Here is a 15,567-nt window from a genome sequence, read left to right on the forward strand (position 1 = left end):
AGTGCAACGCCACCTGCGGATACCATTTGATTGCCGACCTCGCAGTGGTACGTGTCTGCAAGGCGGCCGACCGTCATCGACCCGGAAGGGGGCCGCTCGCGTGAGTGTGCTCGACGAGATCATCGAAGGGGTCCGCGAAGACCTTGCCGAACGGCAGGCCCGCGTGAGCCTCGACGAGCTCAAGGAGCGTGCCGCCAAGGCGCCCCAGGCCAAGGACGGCGTCGCCGCCCTCCGCGGCGACAGCGTCAAGGTGATCTGCGAGGTCAAGCGTTCCAGCCCGTCCAAGGGCGCGCTGGCCGCGATCGCCGATCCGGCCGGGCTCGCCGCCGACTACGAGGCGGGCGGTGCGGCGGTCATCTCCGTCCTCACCGAGCAGCGCCGGTTCGGCGGCTCGCTGGCCGACCTGGAGGCCGTCCGCGCCCGCGTGGACATCCCGATCCTGCGCAAGGACTTCATCGTCACGGCGTACCAGCTCTGGGAGGCCCGTGCCTACGGCGCCGACCTCGCGCTGCTGATCGTCGCGGCCCTGGAGCAGGAGGCGCTCGTCTCCCTCATCGAGCGGGCCGAGTCCATCGGTCTCACCCCGCTCGTCGAGGTCCACGACGAGGAGGAGGTCGAGCGCGCGGTCGCCGCCGGCGCCAAGATCATCGGCGTCAACGCCCGCAACCTCAAGGACCTCAAGGTCGACCGCTCCACCTTCGAGCGCGTCGCCCCCGAGATCCCGGACCACATCGTCAAGATCGCCGAATCCGGCATCCGCGGTCCGCACGACCTCATCGCCTACGCGAACGAGGGCGCCGACGCCGTCCTCGTCGGGGAGTCCCTGGTGACCGGCCGCGACCCGAAGGCGGCCGTGGCCGACCTCGTCGCCGCCGGCGCCCACCCCGCCCTGCGCCACGGCCGGAGCTGACCCGTCCCCATGGCCCACAACCCGCCCGTCGTCACCACGCAGACCGCGCCGCCGGCATCCCGCCGCGGCCCGGTCGGCGTGCCGACGACGCACGCGCCCCTGGCGCGCGGCTGCCGCCCCCGCGGCTGCCGCGCCCCGGCCCGGCGGGTGCACGGGCGGCGGGTCCGGTACGTGATCGGCTCCGAGCCCGGTCAGGTCAACGGCATGCGATGGCGTCCCGGAGACGCGCCGTAACGAGGGCCGCCGCGGCCCGGTACGCGAGACGTGCCGCGCCGCGCCACACCCTCGTACCGCCTGCGCCCCGGGCCGGCCGGCCCCGCGCGCGGTCTCCTCGTCCCGACACACCAGCGGCCCCCGAGTAGGGCACGTGTGTCACGGGCGGGCGGCGCAATACGGTGAACCCACTCGTCGCATTCCGTAGGAGCACCGGCATGTCCAGCCAATACTTCATCCCGGACCCGGAGGGTCACGTTCCGAACGCCGAAGGCTACTTCGGTGACTTCGGAGGCAAGTTCATCCCGGAGGCGCTCGTCGCCGCCGTGGACGAGGTCGCAGTCGAGTACGACAAGGCCAAGAGCGACCCCGCCTTCGCCGCCGAGCTCAACGACCTGATGGTCAACTACACCGGCCGGCCCAGCGCCCTCACCGAGGTGCCCCGGTTCGCCGAGCACGCGGGCGGCGCACGGATCTTCCTCAAGCGCGAGGACCTCAACCACACCGGCTCGCACAAGATCAACAACGTGCTGGGCCAGGCGCTGCTCACCAAGCGCATGGGCAAGACCCGCGTCATCGCCGAGACCGGAGCCGGCCAGCACGGCGTGGCCACCGCCACCGCCTGCGCCCTCTTCGGCCTCGACTGCACCATCTACATGGGCGAGATCGACACCCAGCGCCAGGCCCTCAACGTGGCCCGCATGCGCATGCTGGGCGCCGAGGTCATCGCGGTGAAGTCCGGCTCCCGCACCCTCAAGGACGCCATCAACGAGGCGTTCCGCGACTGGGTCGCCAACGTGGACCAGACCCACTACCTCTTCGGCACGGTCGCCGGCCCGCACCCCTTCCCGGCCATGGTCCGCGACTTCCACCGGGTCATCGGCGTCGAGGCCCGCCGCCAGATCCTGGAGCGCGCCGGCCGGCTGCCCGACGCCGTCGCGGCCTGCGTCGGCGGCGGCTCCAACGCCATCGGCCTCTTCCACGCCTTCATCCCGGACGCCGACGTCCGCCTGGTCGGCTTCGAGCCCGCCGGACACGGCGTCGAGACCGGCGAGCACGCGGCCACGCTGACCGCGGGCGAGCCCGGCATCCTGCACGGCTCCCGCTCCTACGTCCTCCAGGACGAGGAGGGCCAGATCACCGAGCCGTACTCCATCTCGGCCGGCCTGGACTACCCCGGCATCGGCCCGGAGCACTCCTACCTCAAGGACTCCGGCCGCGGCGAGTACCGCGCCGTCACCGACGACGCGGCGATGCAGGCCCTGCGCCTGCTCTCCCGCACCGAGGGCATCATCCCGGCCATCGAGTCGGCCCACGCCCTCGCCGGTGCGCTGGACCTCGGCAAGGAGCTGGGCAAGGACGGCCTGCTGGTCGTCAACCTCTCCGGCCGCGGTGACAAGGACATGGACACGGCAGCCCGCTACTTCGGGCTGTACGACGGCGACAGCGCCGAGGGGGAGTCGAAGTGAGCAACGGCAAGATCCAGCTGCTGAGCGACACGCTCGCCAAGGCCAAGTCCGAGGACCGCGCCGCCCTCGTCGCCTACCTCCCGGCCGGTTTCCCGACCGTCGACGGGGCCATCGAAGCGGTCAAGGCCGTCATCGCGGGCGGCGCCGACGTCGTCGAGATCGGCCTCCCGCACAGCGACCCGGTCCTGGACGGCGCGATCATCCAGACCGCCGACGACATCGCCCTGCGCGGCGGCGTCAAGATCGCCGACGTGCTGCGCACCGTGCGCGAGGCCCACGAGGCGACCGGGGCCCCGATCCTCGTGATGACGTACTGGAACCCCATCGACCGCTACGGCGTCGAGCGGTTCACCGAGGAGCTCGCCGAGGCGGGCGGCGCCGGCTGCATCCTGCCCGACCTGCCGGTCCAGGAGTCCGCGCTGTGGCGCGAGCACGCGGAGAAGCACGGTCTGGCGACCGTCTTCGTCGTGGCCCCCAGCAGCAAGGACGAGCGCCTCGCCACCATCACGGCGGCCGGCTCCGGCTTCGTCTACGCCGCCTCCCTCATGGGAGTCACCGGCACCCGCGAATCCGTCGGCAACCAGGCCCAGGACCTCGTCCGGCGCACCCGCGCCACCACCGAGCTCCCGGTCTGCGTGGGCCTCGGCGTCTCCAACGCCGCCCAGGCCAAGGAGGTCGCCGGCTTCGCCGACGGCGTGATCGTCGGCTCGGCCTTCGTGAAGCTGCTGCTGGACGCACCGGACGAGGCGGCCGGGCTGGCGGCCGTACGGGCGCTGGCGGGCGAGCTCGCGGCAGGCGTGCGCAGGAACTGAAGCGCGGGTTCGATCGGCGAATGGGCACGCCTGAGCGGGTTCTGTAGTCCGATCGGGTGGAAGTGACGGCGGGGAGGCACGCGAGTGCCTCCCCGCTTCGTTTGGCCGAACGTGAGCGAGAAGAACGACGGTGCGAACCGCGATGCGACGAAACGATCGGCCCGGGAGCGACTCCAGATGGAGCGCGAGCGGCAGAAGACCCGGGACAAGCGCCGGCGGACCCTCGTCGTGGCGGCGGCGGTGGTCGGCGTGCTCGGCCTGGCGACCGTCGTCGGCGTGATCGCGGCCAACAGCGGCAAGGGCGACAAGGCCTCCAAGGCGGGCCCGGTGGTCGGCCCCTCCGGGGCCACGGGCAAGGACGCGCTCGCGATCCAGACGGGCAAGGACGGGGCCAAGCACACGCTGACCGTGTGGGAGGACTTCCGCTGCCCCGCCTGCAAGGCCTTCGAGGACAACTACCGCACCACCATCCACGAGCTGCAGGCCAAGGGCCTGCTCAACGTCGAGTACCACCTGGTCACCCTCATCGACGGCAACATGCGCGGCACCGGCTCGTTGAACGCCGCGAACGCGGCGGCCTGCGCGCAGGACGCAGGGAAGTTCGCGGAGTACCACGACGTCCTCTTCCAGAACCAGCCGCAGGAAGTCGACGACGCCTACGCCAAGAACGCCAAGCTCCTCGAACTGGCGGGCAAGGTCGACGGGCTGGACACGCCCGAGTTCCGCGCGTGCGTCGAGAAGGGCACCCACAACAGCTGGGTGGCCAAATCGCACGAGGCCTTCCGCGCCGGAAAGTTCCGGGGCACCCCGACCGTGCTGCTCGACGGCAAGGACATCTTCTCCGACCAGTCCAACCCGATCACTCCGCAGAAGCTGAAGGAGCAGGTGGAGGGCACGGCCGCGGGCTCCGGCGGCGGCGCGGCCAAGGCGTCCCCGTCGGCCTCGGCCTCCGGCTCCTCCTCGCCCTCCCCGTCCGCGGGGGCCAAGGCGAAGAGCTCCTCGAAGACGGGCTCGCCGACGGCCGGCGGGACGCCGAAGGGTTCGGGCACGGGCACCGGAACCGGGGCAGAAGAGGACTGAGTCACCCACCGGGGCATGTGAGGATTTGGTTTCGGCTTGCCGGGCGGGTTGCGGTCCGTACCGCCCGGCAGGGTAGCGTCATGACTGCCATGGACATTGCTTACATCCCCAGCCCGTCGACCGGCGTGGTCCACCTCGGACCGATCCCGCTGCGCGGCTACGCGTTCTGCATCATCATCGGCGTCTTCGTCGCCGTCTGGCTCGGCAACAAGCGGTGGGTCGCGCGCGGCGGCAAGCCGGGCACGGTCGCGGACATCGCCGTGTGGGCGGTGCCGTTCGGCCTCGTCGGCGGTCGCCTCTACCACGTGGTCACCGACTACCAGCTCTACTTCGGCGAGGGCCGCAACTGGGTCGACGCCTTCAAGATCTGGGAAGGCGGCCTCGGCATCTGGGGTGCGATCGCGCTCGGCGCGGTCGGAGCCTGGATCGGCTGCCGGCTGCGCGGCATCCCGCTGCCGGCCTGGGCGGACGCCCTCGCCCCCGGCATCGCACTGGCCCAGGCCTGCGGACGCTGGGGCAACTGGTTCAACCAGGAGCTGTACGGCCGCGCCACCGACGTGCCGTGGGCGCTGGAGATCAGCGAGGGCCCGAACCGGGTCGCCGGCACCTACCACCCGACCTTCCTGTACGAGTCGCTGTGGTGCGTCGGCGTCGCGCTGCTGGTGATCTGGGCCGACCGGCGGTTCAAGCTCGGACACGGGCGGGCGTTCGCGCTGTACGTCGCCGCGTACTGCTCGGGGCGGGTGTGGATCGAGTACATGCGCGTCGACGAGGCGCACCACGTTCTGGGCCTGCGGTTGAACGTGTGGACCTCGATCGTGGTCTTCGTGGCGGCCGTGGTGTACCTGGTGCTGTCGGCGAAGCTGCGGCCGGGGCGGGAGGAGATCGTCGAACCGGACACCGAGGCCTCCGGCGATGCGACCGAGGCGGATGGTGGCGCCGAGTCCGAGGACAAGCCCTCGGGCACTGCTGCCGCCGTCGGCGAGGCCGGGCAGAAGGCGGCCGTGCTGACGAAGAAGGCGCCCGCGGTCGAGGCCGCGCCGGCCCCGGAGGCCGGGAAGAGCTGACCCGTACGGTCCGGAAGGGGCGTCGCACACCGTGCGGCGCCCCTTCCGCGTACCCGGGGCGGGTGCCGGGTGCCGCTGCGCGGAGCGTGTCCCCTACCCGCCCTTCCTCCGTTCCCCGGGGCTCCGCCCCAGACCCCGCGCCTCAGACACCGGCGGGGCTGGATCTCTCAGCCCGTCCGGCGTTGGGAGGGTCCGGGCAGGGCGGTACGGCGGCTAGCGGGGGCGTCCGGCGAGGGCGAGGGTTCGGTGGGCGGCGGCGACCACGGCGGGGTCGATGAAGCGGCCGTCCGGGAGGGCCTGCGCCCCGGGCGCGGCGCGGGCCGCGGTGACGATCTCCTCCGCGGCCGTGACCTCCTCAGGCCCCGGGAGGTACGCCCGCTCGATCACCGGCAGCTGCCGCGGATGGATCGCCGCCCGCCCGAGGAAGCCGAGGGCCCGGCCCCGCGCGCACGAGGCGGCCAGCGCCTCCAGGTCCCGGATGTCCGGGAACACCGACTGCGCCGGGGGCGCCAGCCCCGCCGCGCGGGCCGCGACCACCACCCGCGAGCGCGGCCAGTCCAGCCCCGCCTCCGCGCTCACGCCAAGGTCGGCCCGCAGGTCCGCCTCACCGAGGGAGAGCCCGTGCAGGGCCGGGTGCGCGCGGGCGATCTCGTACGCCCGCTCCACGCCCAGCGCCGATTCCAGCAGCGCGTGCAGGCCGACCCCGCCGGTGCGGTCGGCGACCGCGGTGATCTGTTCCGGGGCGCTGATCTTCGGCAGCCGGAGCCCCGCGAGGCCCCGCAGGCCCGCGAGGGCCGTGAGGTCGGCGCCGCCCCACGGGGAGTCGAGGGCGTTGACCCGGACGTGGACGGGGACCGGGGGCCGCTCGGTGAGCAGTTCGGCCGTGGCGGCGCGGGCGTACTCCTTGCGGGAGACCGCCACCGCGTCCTCCAGATCCACGATCACGGCGTCCGCCCCGCGGCTCAGGGCCTTGGCGACCACCTCCGGGCGGTCGCCGGGTGCGTACAGCCAGGTAAGGATCACAGTGCCCCTTCCTCGCGCAGAGCCTTGACCTCGGCCGCGGAGAGGCCGAGCTCGGTCAGGACGGCGTCGGTGTCCGCGCCGTGCGGGCGGCCGGCCCAGCGGATCGCACCGGGGGTCTCGGACAGTCGGAAGAGGACGTTCTGCATCCGCATCGGGCCCAGCTCCGGGTCCTCGATCTCGGTGAGCGTGTCCAGGGCGGCGAACTGGGGGTCGGCCATCACGTCCCTGACGTCGTAGACCTGGGCTACGGCCGCCTCCGCCTCCTCGAAGGCGGCGACGACCTCCTCCGCCTTGTGGCGGGCGATCCAGCCGCCGACGGCCTCGTCCAGGACCTGCGCGTGGGCGGCCCGCCCGGTGCCGGTGGCGAACCAGGGCTCGGCGATCAGCTCCGGCCGGCCCACCAGCCGCATGACCCGCTCGGCGATCGACTGCGCCGAGGTGGACACCGCCAGCCAGCGGTCGTCGGCGCTGCGGTAGGTGTTGCGGGGGGCGTTGTTCGTGGAGCGGTTTCCGGTGCGCGGCTGTACGTAGCCGAGCTGGTCGTACCAGATCGGCTGCGGGCCGAGCACGGTCAGGATCGGCTCGATGATGGCCAGGTCCACGACCTGCCCGTGCCCGGTGCGGTCGCGGCCCGCGAGGGCCGTCATCACGGCGTACGCGGTGGTCAGCGCGGCGATCGAGTCGGCGAGCCCGAAGGGCGGCAGGGTCGGCGGCCCGTCCGGCTCGCCCGTGATGGCCGCGAAGCCGCTCATCGCCTCGGCGAGCGTGCCGAAACCGGGGCGACGGGCGTACGGGCCCTGCTGGCCGAAGGCCGTCACACGGGCCAGGACCAGGCGGGGGTTGGCCGCCGACAGCTCGGGCCAGCCCAGGCCCCACCGCTCCAGGGTGCCGGGGCGGAAGTTCTCGACGATCACGTCGGCGGTGGCGGCCAGGCGGAGCAGGGTGTCGCGGCCGCCGGGGGTGGACAGGTCGAGGGTGATGGTCCGCTTGTTCCGGCCGAGCAGCTTCCACCACAGGCCGACGCCGTCCTTCGCGGGGCCGTGCCCGCGGGAGGGGTCGGGGCGGCCGGGGTGCTCGACCTTCACGACCTCGGCGCCGAAGTCCCCGAGGAGGGTGGCGGCCAGCGGCCCGGCGAAGAGGGTGGCGAGGTCCAGGACGCGCAGCCCTGCCAGGGGGCCCGGCCCTTGCCGTTGCCCTGGCCGGGCGTCGGTGGGCGAGGACCGCGGCCCCGTCCCGCAATCCGGGCCGACGGCCCCGGTCCGGGTCCCGGGCGCGGACATGGTCGCGGGCCCGGGCGTGGCTTCGGTCTTGGGTGGGGGCGTGGGCGTGGCTTCGGTCTTGGGTGGGGGCGTGGGGTGGTGGTGATCGTGCCCGGTGGGCGGAGGGGCGGCCGGGGGCGTGCCGGCTGCCGTGCCCAGTGCCGCCCGGGGGTTCACGAGGAGGCTCCGTCGGGTTCGGGCCCGGAGGCGCGGCCCGGGTGCGGGTCCGGGTCCGGCCCGGGTGGCGGCCCGTTCTCCGTGTTCCGCCCGGCCAGGGCAAAGGCGTCCGTTTCCGTGCGCGTCGGCATCGAGTCCTGGGCGCCCGGGCGCTGGACGGAGAGGGCGGCTGCGTACGAGGCCCAGCGCAGTGCCTCGGGTACGGGCCTGCCCTCGCCCAGCGCCACCACGAGGGCGCCGACGAAGGTGTCCCCGGCCGCGGTGGTGTCCACTGCGCGGACCCGGGGCGCGGGCACCGTCAGCGGCTCCCGGCCGCGGGCGGCGTACAGGACGCCCGCCACGCCGAGGGTGATCACCACCTCGGGCACGTCGTCCAGCAGGGCCCCGGCCGCCTGGACCGGGTCGGTGAGGCCGGTGAGGGCGGCGGCCTCGTGCTCGTTGGGGACGAGGAGATCGACGGCCGCGAGCAGCTCGGCGGGCAGTGGCTGGACGGGGGCCGGGGTGAGGACCGTACGGACGCCGCGGGCGCGGGCGCACAGCGCGCCGGCGAGGACGGCGGACAGCGGCAGCTCCAGCTGGAGGAGGAGCGATCCGGCGCGGGCGATCCGGGCCTCGTCGCCCGCCTCCAGGCCCGTGACCAGGGCGTTCGCGCCCGGGATGACGATGATGCTGTTGCCGCCCTCGTCGTCCACGGTGATGTGGGCGGTACCGCTGGCTCCCTCGACGGTGCGCAGACCGGCCGTCTCCACCCCCGCCGAGGCGAGCGCGGAGCGCAGTCTTACGCCGAACTCGTCGGCCCCGACCGCGCCGATCATCACCACCTCCCCGCCGGATCGGGCGGCGGCGACGGCCTGGTTGGCGCCCTTGCCGCCGGGGACGGTGCGAAAGGCCCTGCCCGTGACGGTCTCGCCGAGGCGGGGGGCCTTGGGGACGTAGGCGACGAGGTCCATGTTGGTACTGCCGAGCACGGTGATGGCCGTCATGAGCGTGCTGCCTCCTGCGCGGTGAGGTGGGCGAGGGTGTCGAAGCCGATGCCGTCGAAGCCGGGGACGGTGGTGGCGAGGCGGTTCTTGAGGGGGGCCGACCAGCGGTCCGGGACCGAGCCTGCGACGAGGGCGGCGAGGGCGCCGGCGGTGGCCCCGTTGGAGTCGGTGTCCCAGCCGCCGGAGACGGCCCGGCACACGGAGTGGGTGAAGTCCCCGTCGGCGTGGGTCAGGGCGGCGGCGATCAGCGCGGTGTTGGGCACGGCGTGGACCCAGTGGTAGTGCCCGTAGCGGGCGTGCAGCCGGTCCACGACGAGGTCGAAGTCGGCGGCCTCCCCGGCCGCCCGGATGCCGAACCGGACGGCCTCGGCGAGGCGGGAGCGGGGCGGTACGAAGTCCAGCCCGCTCCGCAGCGCGGTGTGCACGTCGGCGCGGCCGGTGGCGGCGGTGGCGGTGGCCGCGGCGACGAAGAGGGCGGCGTAGATCCCGTTCGCGGTGTGCGTGAGGACGGCGTCCCGGTACGCCTGGGCCGCGGCGGCGGCCGGGTCGCCGGGGTTGGTCCAGCCGTGCACGTCGGCGCGGATGAGGGCGCCGATCCATTCGCGGAAGGGGTTGTGGTGGGTGGCGGTGAGCGGGGGTTCCAGGCCGTGGAGGAGGTTGCGGTAGGCGACGCGCTCGGCGGTGAAGGTCCGGCCCGCGGGCAACTCGTCGAGCCAGAGCCGGGCGACGTCGGCGGTGGTGAAGCCCTTGCCGTGCCGCTGGAGCAGGAGCAGGCCGAGGAGCGGGTAGTTGAGGTCGTCGTCCTCGGGCATCCCGTCGATGTTCTCGGCGAGGGAGGTGGGGGCGGAACGGCGGTTCCAGGGGTACGCGGCGAGGACCTCCGGCGGGACGCGGCGGGCGGTGAACCAGTCGCCGAGCGGCCAGTTGCCGGCGGCGCGGGCCAGGGTGCGGATGCCGTGCAGCGGCAGCTTCTCGACGGGCTTGCCGAGCAGACACCCGACGGCCCGGCCGGTCCAGGCTGCCTCCAGCCGGGCCGGGTACCCGGCGGGTGGCTCGGTGGGCGGCTCGGTGGGGTCCGGGGTCAGGCCCCCGGGCCCCGGTGTCGCGGGCGTCGTCCGCCGCGCGGACCGGGCCCCGGGGCCGCCGGGTGGGGCGGCCCCGGGGTCGGGCCAGGTGGTGGCGATGGCTTCCAGGGAGTGCGGTTCGTCCGGAGTCAGGGGGGAGGGGAGGGCGGCCAGGTCGTCCAGGAGGCGGGTGGCCAGGGCGCGGAGCCGCGGCGGGGCCGGGGTGGGGGAGGCGCCGGCCCGGGCGGGGGCCGGGTGGCCGCCCGCCGCCAGCCAGGTCCGGCGGGCGGGTTCCGCGTCCGCGTCCCGGCCGTCCTGCGCGGCCTGCCGCAGCTCGTGCCCGACCAGGTCCTCGGGCTGCGCCCAGGTGAGCCGTACCGGGTCCGGGGCGGGGTCGGGGGCGGGGTGGGTGGAGCGGGCGTGCGGGTGGGTGCGGGCGTGGGCCTGCGGCGCTGTTCCCCTACCCGCCCCTTCCCGAAACCGGGGCTCCGCCCCGGACCCCGGTCCGTGTCCGGACGCCGGTCCGTGTCCGGATGCCGGGGTGGGCCCGGAGCCCTGGTCGTGCCTGGATGCCGGGTCGCGCCCGGGGTGGTGGGCCGGTGGGGGCGGGGTGTCGGAGTCGGTGATCGGCCGGGCCGGCCGGGTGGGGGTGTCGGGATCGGAACCCCGTACGCCTCCGTCCGGGCGGTGCGGCCCGTGGGGGGCCGGTCGGGTCGCCGTTGCGGCGGGCTCCGTCGGGGGCGTGGGGCGGGGCGGGGTCATCGGGGGGCCGTGAGGGTGGCGAAGGCCGATTCGTGGGCGGCGCGGCGGGTGCGGTCGCGGGTGAAGATCTCCCGGGTGACGGCGGCCATCGACGCGGCCGGGGCGTGCAGGTCGAGGCGGCTGGCCTCCGCCACCTGCTTCGCCCAGGCCGGCGGGACCACCGCCTCCCCGCCCAGGGCTCCGGCGATCGCGCCCGCCATGGTGGCGATGGAGTCGCAGTCCCGGCCGTAGTTCACCGCCCCGAGCACGGAGGCCTCGTACGCCCCGTCCGCGATCAGCAGCATGCCGAGCGCGATCGGGAGCTCCTCGATGGAGTGGAGGCGCGAGGGGCGCCGCGCGCCGAGGGAGGGGGCCCGGTAGTCGGGGCCCACCGAGTCGTACGGGGCGACCGCCGCCCGGAGCGGGGCCAGGGCCGACTCGAAGTCACGGTGGCGGGAGGCGGTTTCCGCGACCGCCTCGATGGCGGTACGGGTGCCGTCCTTGGCCAGGGAGAGGGCGGTGTCCAGGACCGTCGAGGCCGTCGCGCCGGGCAGGCAGGCGGCCGCCACCGCCGCCGCGAACACGCCCGCGGCCTCCCTTCCGTACGAGGACTGGTGCGCTCCGGCGATGTCCAGCGCCTCCGCGTACGCCCCGGCCGGATTGCCCGCGTTGGCGATGCCGACCGGCGCCATGTACATCGCCGCACCGCAGTTGACGATGTTGCCGGAGCCCGCCTCGCGGGGGTCGACGTGGGCGTAGTGGAGACGGGTGACGATCCACTTCTCCGCCAGGAAGATCCGCTGGAGGGGCAGGGCCTCCGCCTCCAGTTCCGGGATCCAGCGGGGGTTGGTCATCAGGTCCGGGACCAGGTGCTCGGCGACGGCGTAGGCGTCGAGGTGGTCCCGTACGGCCTCGTAGACGCGGACGAGGGCGTGGGTCATCAGGGTGTCGTCGGTGACGTGCCCGTCGCCCTTGTGGTACGGGGCGATGGGGCGGGCGGTGCGCCAGTCCTCGTGCCACGGGCCGACGATCCCGTGGATGCGGCCGCCGTGCCGTTCCACGATCCGGTCCGGGGTCCAGCCCTCCACCGGGCCGCCGAGCGCGTCGCCCACGGCGGCTCCGACGAGGGCGCCGGTGGCCCGGTCCTCCAACGTGGGGTTCGTCAGCGTCATGTCCTGATCATTCCTTGGTTGTCGGGGTGGGGTGAGGTGAGTTCCGTACGGGCGAGGAGGGCCGCGAGTTCGACGAGGTCGGTGCCGGCCAGGCGGGGCAGGGCGCAGCCGGACAGGGTGCGGCAGGCCTCGCGCCAGGCGGCGGGGATCGAGTCGCCGCCGCCGAGCGCGCCGGTGAGCGCCCCGGCGAGGGCGGGGGCGGAGTCCGCGACGCGGGACAGGCAGGCCGCGGCCGGGACGGCCTCGGTGACCTTGCCGCGGGCGGCGGTCGCGAGGGCGAGGGCGACGGGGACGGTCTCGGCCGCGGCGATCCCGTAGCTGTAGACGTGGTCGACGATCTCGTGTTCGAGGGTGGGGACGATGGCGAAGGCGCCGCCGTCGCTGTGGGCGCGGGCCAGCTTGACCGCGTGGCGGGCGTTGCGGCCGATCTCGGTGGTCCCGGGGAGCTGGCCGAGCGCGGCTTCGACGGCGGCGTCCACGTCGGCGGTGGCCAGCGCGGTCGCGAGGGCGGCGGCCATGGCGCGGGCGCCGTGGACGCCGTCTCCGTCCTGGGTGTAGCGGGCGTCGAACTCGGCGAGGTCCGCGGCCGCGCGGGGGTCGCCGGGGTGGACGACGGCGAGGACGCAGGCGCGTACGCAGGCGGCGTCGTCGAAGTAGTGCGGGTTGTCGTGGCCGGTGGCGGGCGGGCGCAGGCCGGTGGCGAGGTTGCCGAGGCCGGCGCGGACGGAGATCCGGGCGCGGAGGGGGAGTACGGCGGACTCGACCTCGGGAGCGCGTTCCGCGGCGGCGGCGACCTCGCTGGCGAGGGCGTTCCAGGCGAGGTCGATGGCCGCGCGCATGCGCCTCGACCGGCTGAGGTCGGAGAGGAGGACGCCGGCGGCGGTGAGCACGGACTCGGCGACGAAGGCGGCCCACTCGGCGTCGTCGGACGGGCCGAGGCGCAGGGGCTCCGGGGGCTGGTTCAGCGCGATGGGGACGGGGAGGGTGGTGGTGGCGTTCTGCTCGGCGAAGGTGTCGAGCTCGCGGGTGAGGCGCCGGGTCCACTCGGGCATCCGGCTCGCGCGGTGGCGGGCCGCGGGCCACCCGGCCGCGTCGCCTGCGGCGAGCCCGAGGAGGAGGCCCTCGATCCGGCGGGGCCTTGCAGCGGGCGGCTGGTCCGGGGTCGAACCGGGGCTCCGCCCCGGACCCCGCTCCTCAAGCGCCGGAGGGGCTGGATTTTGCCGGCTGCCGGCTGTCAGGTCCGGCTGGTTCGCCCGTAGGGCACATACAGCCCCGCCGGGGGCACCCTCGGCCTCGCCGGCGTTCGAGGCGCGAGCGGTGGACGTGTCCGGAGAGGTGTCGGGGGTGAAAGGGGTCATCGGGAGGCCTCGTATTCCGGGGTGAGGAGGTCCGCGATGTCCAGGACGTGGTAGCCCCGCATCGAGGGGAGGCAGCTGCCGCGAACCGGGCCGATGGCCGAGGACCAGGCGGTGGGGATCGAGGCGGCGCCGGAGAGGGCTCCGGCGAGGGCGCCCGCCACCGCCGCCGTGGTGTCGGCGTCGCGGCCCATGTTGACGGCCGTCAGGACGGATGAGGGGAAGTCGCCGTGGCAGGCGGCGAAGGCCCCGAAGGCCAGGCCCACCGCCTCGGGGGCCAGGTCGGTCCACGGGTAGCCGCCGATGACCACCGCCGAGCGGACCGCCCGTTCGCCGCGCGGGGCGGCCGTCACGGCGCGGCGCAGCGAGCGGGCCGTCCAGGAGTCGGAGGGGATCACGGACAGGGCCGCGGAGATCACCGAGGCGGGGGAGCCGCCCGCCATGGCCGCGGCGACCCCGGCGGCGACCGCCTGGCCGCCGTAGATGCCCTCCCCGTCGTGGCTCACCGAGCCGTCGATGGAGACGAGCCGGGCCGCCTCCGCGGGTCGGCCGGCCGCGAAGACCCCGAACGGGGCGGCGCGCATCGCCAGACCGTCGCTCCACGCGTGGCGGTGCTGCGCCGAGATGGGCGCCGCCAGTCCGCGGCGGAGGTTCTCCAGGGTGCCGCGCTCCGAGAACCCGGCGCCGCGGAACGGGCCTTCGTCGAGGTCCGCGATCCAGTGGTGCCAGGCCCGTTCCACGTGGGAGACGGTCAGCGCCGATCCGTGCCGGGCCAGCAGCAGCCCGGAGAAGATCGCGTACTCGGTGTCGTCCGTGCCCGCCGGGTCGTCCGACACGAAGCCCTCGATCCGGCCCCACTTGGCCCGGATCTCCGACGGCTTCATGTTCTCCGCGGGGGCGCCCAGCGCGTCACCCACCGCCAGTCCCAGAAGAGCGCCCCTGGCCCGTTCGAGGAGGACCTGCGGATTGCATGCAATCAGCTCCATGGCGCGCCTCTCCACTTGATGGGACTCATGATGAGCCCTTGGGGGATTTGTGCCACGGCATGTGGTTTGTCGCTCGTCGCGAAACACCCCGCGAACGATGCCGTCACCCGGTCGCCGACCCTCAAAACCCCAGGTAAGTACGGCCTTCCTTGCTGGCGGGCAACGGAAATCGTGCGTAGTTTCGAGGTGTTCAGGGGGAGCGGGACGTCTCGCGGAGCCCGTTGGCACAAATGGGGAGATATCCGTATGTCCATCATCGACATCGAAGCGCCGCTGCACACCGCCCACCGCGACAACCACACGCACCGCGACGTCAACGGCGGATGGCTGCGCCCGGCCGTCTTCGGCGCCATGGACGGGCTCGTCTCCAACCTCGCGCTGATGACCGGCGTGGCGGGCGGCGCCGTCGCCCCGCACACCGTCGTGATCACCGGCCTGGCGGGCCTCGCGGCCGGCGCGTTCTCGATGGCGGCCGGCGAATACACCTCCGTGGCCTCGCAGCGTGAGCTCGTGCTCGCCGAACTGGACGTGGAACGGCAGCAGTTGCTGGGGCACCCGATCGACGAGATGGAGGAGCTCGCCGAGCTCTACGTCTCCCGGGGCGTCGAGCCGGCCCTCGCCCGCGAGGTGGCCATGCAGCTGTCCCGCGACCCCGAGCAGGCGCTGGAGATCCACGCCCGCGAGGAGCTCGGCATCGACCCCGACGACCTGCCCTCGCCGATCGTCGCCGCGGTCTCCTCCTTCGGCTCCTTCGCGCTGGGCGCGCTGCTCCCCGTACTGCCCTACCTGCTCGGCGCCACCGCCCTGTGGCCCGCGGTCCTGCTGGCGCTGGCCGGTCTCTTCGCCTGCGGCGCGGTCGTCGCGCGGGTCACCGCCCGGTCCTGGTGGTACAGCGGCCTGCGCCAGCTCGTCCTGGGTGGCGCCGCCGCCGGTGTGACGTACATCCTGGGAACCTGGATCGGCGGAGCCATAGGCTGATCAGGCAGGGAGTGAGACACTATGCGGAACGCAGCATAAGTAGTCCGTTACTCGGCGGTTTCGATCCCATGTCCGCCGGGCATCAGACCAGGGCGCCCGGGCAATGATGCCCACTACGCGTCGGGACCTTCTCCCCGTGCAGCGTGCCCAACACCCGAAGGTCCCCTTCTTTCTGCCTCGTGCGATGTCCGCATGCTGGAATGGCATATCCGCTTCGCGGGATTGTCGTCATCATGTAATCTGCACGAAATTTCGCAGAGGGCCAACGTCGTCCCTCG

Annotated in this window: 14 protein-coding genes; 7 read left to right on the forward strand and 7 right to left on the reverse strand. The window is 74.2% G+C overall.

The features are described 5' to 3' along the window. The first annotated feature begins 100 nt into the window (after nucleotides 1–100). The 6 genes from trpC to lgt all read left to right on the forward strand — a co-directional run bounded on the left by trpC (nucleotide 101) and on the right by lgt (nucleotide 5,551). The gene (trpC, locus tag ACFYZL_RS11705; RefSeq protein ID WP_384595552.1) at nucleotides 101–910 is read left to right on the forward strand and encodes an indole-3-glycerol phosphate synthase TrpC; all 810 of its coding nucleotides are present in this window, start codon (nucleotides 101–103) and stop codon (nucleotides 908–910) included. A gap of 9 nt (nucleotides 911–919) precedes the next feature. After that, the gene (gene trpM / locus ACFYZL_RS11710; RefSeq protein WP_384595555.1) at nucleotides 920–1,144 is read left to right on the forward strand and encodes a tryptophan biosynthesis modulator TrpM; all 225 of its coding nucleotides are present in this window, start codon (nucleotides 920–922) and stop codon (nucleotides 1,142–1,144) included. Nucleotides 1,145–1,341: 197 nt separating this feature from the next. Then, on the forward strand, nucleotides 1,342–2,592 hold the full coding sequence (trpB, locus tag ACFYZL_RS11715) for a tryptophan synthase subunit beta (protein ID WP_384753122.1): 1,251 nt from the start codon (nucleotides 1,342–1,344) through the stop codon (nucleotides 2,590–2,592). Next, entirely contained in the window at nucleotides 2,589–3,404 is an 816-nt protein-coding gene (gene trpA / locus ACFYZL_RS11720) for a tryptophan synthase subunit alpha (RefSeq protein ID WP_388678274.1), read from the forward strand. Before trpB ends, trpA begins: the two co-directional genes overlap by 4 nt. A 177-nt stretch (nucleotides 3,405–3,581) precedes the next feature. After that, on the forward strand, nucleotides 3,582–4,484 hold the full coding sequence (locus ACFYZL_RS11725; RefSeq protein ID WP_388678601.1) for a DsbA family protein: 903 nt from the start codon (nucleotides 3,582–3,584) through the stop codon (nucleotides 4,482–4,484). Between the two features lie 89 nt (nucleotides 4,485–4,573). Beyond that, nucleotides 4,574–5,551 carry a prolipoprotein diacylglyceryl transferase gene (gene lgt / locus ACFYZL_RS11730; RefSeq protein ID WP_384753164.1) on the forward strand — a complete coding sequence of 326 codons (978 nt, stop codon included), beginning with the start codon at nucleotides 4,574–4,576 and terminating at the stop codon, nucleotides 5,549–5,551. A 213-nt stretch (nucleotides 5,552–5,764) separates the two neighbouring features. On the opposite strand, the gene ACFYZL_RS11735 is transcribed toward lgt, so the two are convergent. From ACFYZL_RS11735 to ACFYZL_RS11765, 7 genes are all read right to left on the reverse strand, one after another. Continuing rightward, complete coding sequence (locus ACFYZL_RS11735; protein ID WP_384758857.1) at nucleotides 5,765–6,574, reverse strand: HpcH/HpaI aldolase/citrate lyase family protein; 810 nt, start codon at nucleotides 6,572–6,574, stop codon at nucleotides 5,765–5,767. Continuing rightward, nucleotides 6,571–7,854 carry a CaiB/BaiF CoA transferase family protein gene (locus ACFYZL_RS11740; protein WP_388678603.1) on the reverse strand — a complete coding sequence of 428 codons (1,284 nt, stop codon included), beginning with the start codon at nucleotides 7,852–7,854 and terminating at the stop codon, nucleotides 6,571–6,573. Before ACFYZL_RS11740 ends, ACFYZL_RS11735 begins: the two co-directional genes overlap by 4 nt. Before the next feature lie 152 nt (nucleotides 7,855–8,006). Continuing rightward, a complete protein-coding gene (gene rbsK / locus ACFYZL_RS11745; protein WP_388678279.1) occupies nucleotides 8,007–8,993 on the reverse strand; it encodes a ribokinase in 987 nt (328 codons plus the stop codon). Beyond that, a complete protein-coding gene (locus ACFYZL_RS11750) occupies nucleotides 8,990–10,405 on the reverse strand; it encodes an ADP-ribosylglycohydrolase family protein (RefSeq protein WP_388678605.1) in 1,416 nt (471 codons plus the stop codon). Before ACFYZL_RS11750 ends, rbsK begins: the two co-directional genes overlap by 4 nt. Before the next feature lie 410 nt (nucleotides 10,406–10,815). Then, nucleotides 10,816–11,970, reverse strand: a complete 1,155-nt coding sequence (locus ACFYZL_RS11755) for an ADP-ribosylglycohydrolase family protein (protein ID WP_388678282.1) — start codon at nucleotides 11,968–11,970, stop codon at nucleotides 10,816–10,818. Further along, the gene (locus ACFYZL_RS11760) at nucleotides 11,967–13,328 is read right to left on the reverse strand and encodes an ADP-ribosylglycohydrolase family protein (RefSeq protein WP_384748257.1); all 1,362 of its coding nucleotides are present in this window, start codon (nucleotides 13,326–13,328) and stop codon (nucleotides 11,967–11,969) included. Before ACFYZL_RS11760 ends, ACFYZL_RS11755 begins: the two co-directional genes overlap by 4 nt. Further along, nucleotides 13,325–14,311, reverse strand: a complete 987-nt coding sequence (locus ACFYZL_RS11765) for an ADP-ribosylglycohydrolase family protein (RefSeq protein WP_384748260.1) — start codon at nucleotides 14,309–14,311, stop codon at nucleotides 13,325–13,327. Before ACFYZL_RS11765 ends, ACFYZL_RS11760 begins: the two co-directional genes overlap by 4 nt. 246 nt (nucleotides 14,312–14,557) lie before the next feature. Between ACFYZL_RS11765 and ACFYZL_RS11770 the strand changes: the two genes are divergently transcribed. Next, nucleotides 14,558–15,289, forward strand: coding sequence for a VIT1/CCC1 transporter family protein (locus tag ACFYZL_RS11770; RefSeq protein WP_384748263.1), 732 nt, complete (start codon nucleotides 14,558–14,560; stop codon nucleotides 15,287–15,289). Nucleotides 15,290–15,567 lie beyond the last annotated feature (278 nt).

The sequence above is a fragment of the Streptomyces sp. NPDC001717 genome, assembly GCF_042892775.1.
In the GTDB taxonomy this organism is placed as follows: domain Bacteria; phylum Actinomycetota; class Actinomycetes; order Streptomycetales; family Streptomycetaceae; genus Streptomyces.

Bases quoted from the DNA above. Each gene is read 5' to 3' on its own strand.
- trpM (WP_384595555.1), top strand. From the start codon at position 920: ATGGCCCACAACCCGCCCGTCGTCACCACGCAGACCGCGCCGCCGGCA.
- trpB (WP_384753122.1), top strand. From the start codon at position 1,342: ATGTCCAGCCAATACTTCATCCCGGACCCGGAGGGTCACGTTCCGAAC.
- ACFYZL_RS11725 (WP_388678601.1), top strand. From the start codon at position 3,582: ATGGAGCGCGAGCGGCAGAAGACCCGGGACAAGCGCCGGCGGACCCTC.
- lgt (WP_384753164.1), top strand. From the start codon at position 4,574: ATGGACATTGCTTACATCCCCAGCCCGTCGACCGGCGTGGTCCACCTC.
- ACFYZL_RS11740 (WP_388678603.1), bottom strand. From the start codon at position 7,854: ATGTCCGCGCCCGGGACCCGGACCGGGGCCGTCGGCCCGGATTGCGGG.
- rbsK (WP_388678279.1), bottom strand. From the start codon at position 8,993: ATGACGGCCATCACCGTGCTCGGCAGTACCAACATGGACCTCGTCGCC.
- ACFYZL_RS11755 (WP_388678282.1), bottom strand. From the start codon at position 11,970: ATGACGCTGACGAACCCCACGTTGGAGGACCGGGCCACCGGCGCCCTC.
- ACFYZL_RS11760 (WP_384748257.1), bottom strand. From the start codon at position 13,328: ATGACCCCTTTCACCCCCGACACCTCTCCGGACACGTCCACCGCTCGC.
- ACFYZL_RS11765 (WP_384748260.1), bottom strand. From the start codon at position 14,311: ATGGAGCTGATTGCATGCAATCCGCAGGTCCTCCTCGAACGGGCCAGG.
- ACFYZL_RS11770 (WP_384748263.1), top strand. From the start codon at position 14,558: ATGTCCATCATCGACATCGAAGCGCCGCTGCACACCGCCCACCGCGAC.